Source organism: Mycobacterium sp. (assembly GCF_049802695.1).
Lineage (GTDB): Bacteria > Actinomycetota > Actinomycetes > Mycobacteriales > Mycobacteriaceae > Mycobacterium.
In genome coordinates, this window is record NZ_JBARMY010000118.1 from 1 (window position 1) to 2,824 (window position 2,824).

A 2,824-nucleotide genomic window follows, 5' to 3' on the forward strand; every position below is an offset into this window, starting at 1 on the left:
GGCTCCGGCTGTGTGCCCGGTGTGGGATGCGGCGGCGGCGGTCCCGGTGGTGGGGGTGGCTGCGCCGGCGGCGTTTGCGTCAACGTCCCCTGAGGCCGGTGATGGCGCAGTGAAGTGCACTGCGCCATCACAGCTCGCCGGTACGGCAAAGGCAGCAAGGGCAACCGTGCTCAGCTCAGCACCGCAGTGGTGCCGCTGAACACGGTTGCCTTTTATCTCGAAAAGCCTGACGAGCTCGCGTCAGGCCTCTTTGCGAATCAACTTTCGCAGCGCCTCGTGATCGGGTGCCAGAAGTTCCTCGATACGGGGACGATTCACCTCAGCGACAATGATCTCGCCGACCTCTTGGTGAACGTCGCTGAATATCCCGTGTGATTTCATCTTCTCGGTCTGATACAGGTTGTCTTCGGTGGGCGTCACGTAGTGCACCCAATCGGCTCTGAACCGGTGCACCAGCCACAGATGGATCAGCGTCATCAGGCGCTTCTGGCGCAACTGCTCGGCGTAGGTGTTCTGGTCCCGCACCGTGAGGATGCGGCTGCCGTGCCGATCTTGGAACGGAGCGAAGATGACGTTGGCGAGCTTCTCCTCTGCGTCGCTGCCTTCCCGGAAGATGACGAGTTCGAGCAGCTCGGAGCCGGCGCGCTGCGGTCGTAGCTGCACCCGCAGCTTCTCGCCGAGCTGGTAATGCTCGCTCCACATCGCCAGCCATTCCTGGAGCAGCTTTCGCGGCACCTCGGTCTGCACCAGGTGCTGGTGCTGGGTGGACCCTTCGCCCATCGATTTGGTGGTGGCCGTGCGCCCGGAGGATGCGAGCAGCGCGGCGTCACTGCGCGGCCCGCCGACCAGGGTCTGCGGCGTGCGGTAGGGCGACTCGACCAGGCGCAGCTGACGTTGCAAGCGGGCTAACGCGAGCATGCCGTCCTCTCGCAAGGCGGTGGCGAACTCCTCGGCGGCCAGGCCGTCGATCTGATGCCCGCCGTAGGTGATGAAGTTGAAGACGAAGCCCATCTTGCCCAGCTCCGTCGGGAAGGACCGCATCTCCTCGTCGGTCATGCCGGTGGTGTCCCAGTTGAACGAAGGGGAGAGGTTGTAGGCCAACATCTTGTCCGGGAATTGCGCGTGGATCGCCTCGGCGAACTGGCGGGCGTCAGCCAGGTCCGCGGTCTTCGTCTCCATCCACAGCAGATCTGCAAAAGGCGCTGCGGCAAGCGATTTGGCGATGGCATAGGGTATCCCGCCACGCACCTGGTAGTAACCTTCGGGAGTCTTGGCCAGCTCACAGTCCCAACTGACCTGGACGCCTAACTCCCTGGCTCTTGCCCGGGCGGAGTACAGCGAGGCGCGCTCGGCGAAGTGCCGCCATTCCGGGGCGCCCATGGCAACCGGTTCGTCCTCGCTCTCACCGAACTCGAGCGCTTCGCCAACCGCTTCGGCGAAGGTCGTCAGACCTGCGTCGTCCTCCCAGGCATCGACGAACTGCGACTCGACCTTGTCGTAAAGGGCGTCGATCGACTGTTCCCCGTTGTCGCGCCAGGACGCAGCCGCCTGGGCGACCAGGTCGGAGATGCCGTGTTGCTGAAGCCAGGCGTCCGCGGCGGCGTATTCGCCCCCAGGCAGCGAGTACAGCAGGTGACCGTTCAGCTCCTGCACGCCCAGATCGTAGAACCGCCGCATCATCGCCAGGAAACAGGACTTGTAGGACGGGATCTTCAAATTGGTCGCGCCGAGGAGGAACGGCTGGTCGCGTTCGTCGGCACGGCTGTCGATCAGGTTGCCGGCCTCGGCGTCCGTACGCGCGACGATGATGCCGGGGACGCGCATCACGTCGAGTTGGAAGCGGGCGGTGTTGAGCCGTTTGATCTGCTCGTCGGAAGGAACCAGCACCTTGCCGCCCTGATGGCCGCACTTCTTGGTGCCCGGCCGTTGGTCTTCGATGTGGTAGCCCGGTACCCCAGCCTCAACGAAACGGCGAATCAGGTTGCGCACGTGAGGGTCTCCACCGTGACCGGTATCGGCGTCGGCGATGATGAACGGCCGAAAGTCGGTCGCCGGGGTCGCCGCCCGCTCCGCTTCGCTCAAGCGCTGACGCAGGTACTCCTGGTTGCGGTCGGCGGTCAGCAGGGCGCGTACCAAGCCGGCGGCCTCCTCCGGCACTTGGCTCAGCGGGTAGCTGGCCAGATCGGGTCCCGGGTCCTCGGTCGTGGAACCTTTCGCGGAGGTCGCCCATCCGCCGAGGTAAATCCCTTCGATGCCCATCCGTTTCATGGTCACGCCTTGTCCCGGCGAGTAGGGACCGAAGGTGGTGATGCTCTTGCCTTCGGCGAAGAGCTCCCGCAGGCGTTGGTAGAAAGCCTTCGCCGCCTCTCGCGCCACGGTGTAGTCGGTGGGGATGGTGCCGCGCTGCTCGACGACTTGCCGGGCCGTGTACAGACGGATGATGCCCTCGAAGCGTGGGCTATCGAAATATTGCTGCGTGGCAACGACATCCTGCTCGAACGGTGTTCGGGCCTCTGCGTCAACTTCGATGGTGACGGCCATGAGATCTACACTCCTGTTCAGCGCGTTAACCCCGACTTCGAAAGTCTATCCCCAGCTGCGCGCGAATCCTTGTGCCGCTTTTCCCTGACGCGTCAGCCGCCCGATGCCGTGGTGTTGAACCTTTCGGCGCGGGGTAACACCTACTCGTGTCGCAAACCATGGAATTGACCGTGCAAGATCCGCGCACAGGTGATCCAGTTGCTCGTGTGCCCATCGCCGACGACGCAACTTGCCGGGCGGCCGTCGCGCGGGCTCGCGGCGCCGCCGCTGCCTGGTCCCGGAC

Annotated in this window: 1 protein-coding gene; it reads right to left on the reverse strand. The window is 64.6% G+C overall.

Translation table 11 applies throughout. The features are described from left to right. Nucleotides 1–240: 240 nt before the first annotated feature. Nucleotides 241–2,541: an isocitrate lyase ICL2 gene (aceA, locus tag WA317_RS04510; RefSeq protein WP_425171905.1), complete on the reverse strand. Its 2,301-nt coding sequence runs from the start codon at nt 2,539–2,541 to the stop codon at nt 241–243. Between the last annotated feature and the right edge of the window lie 283 nt (nt 2,542–2,824).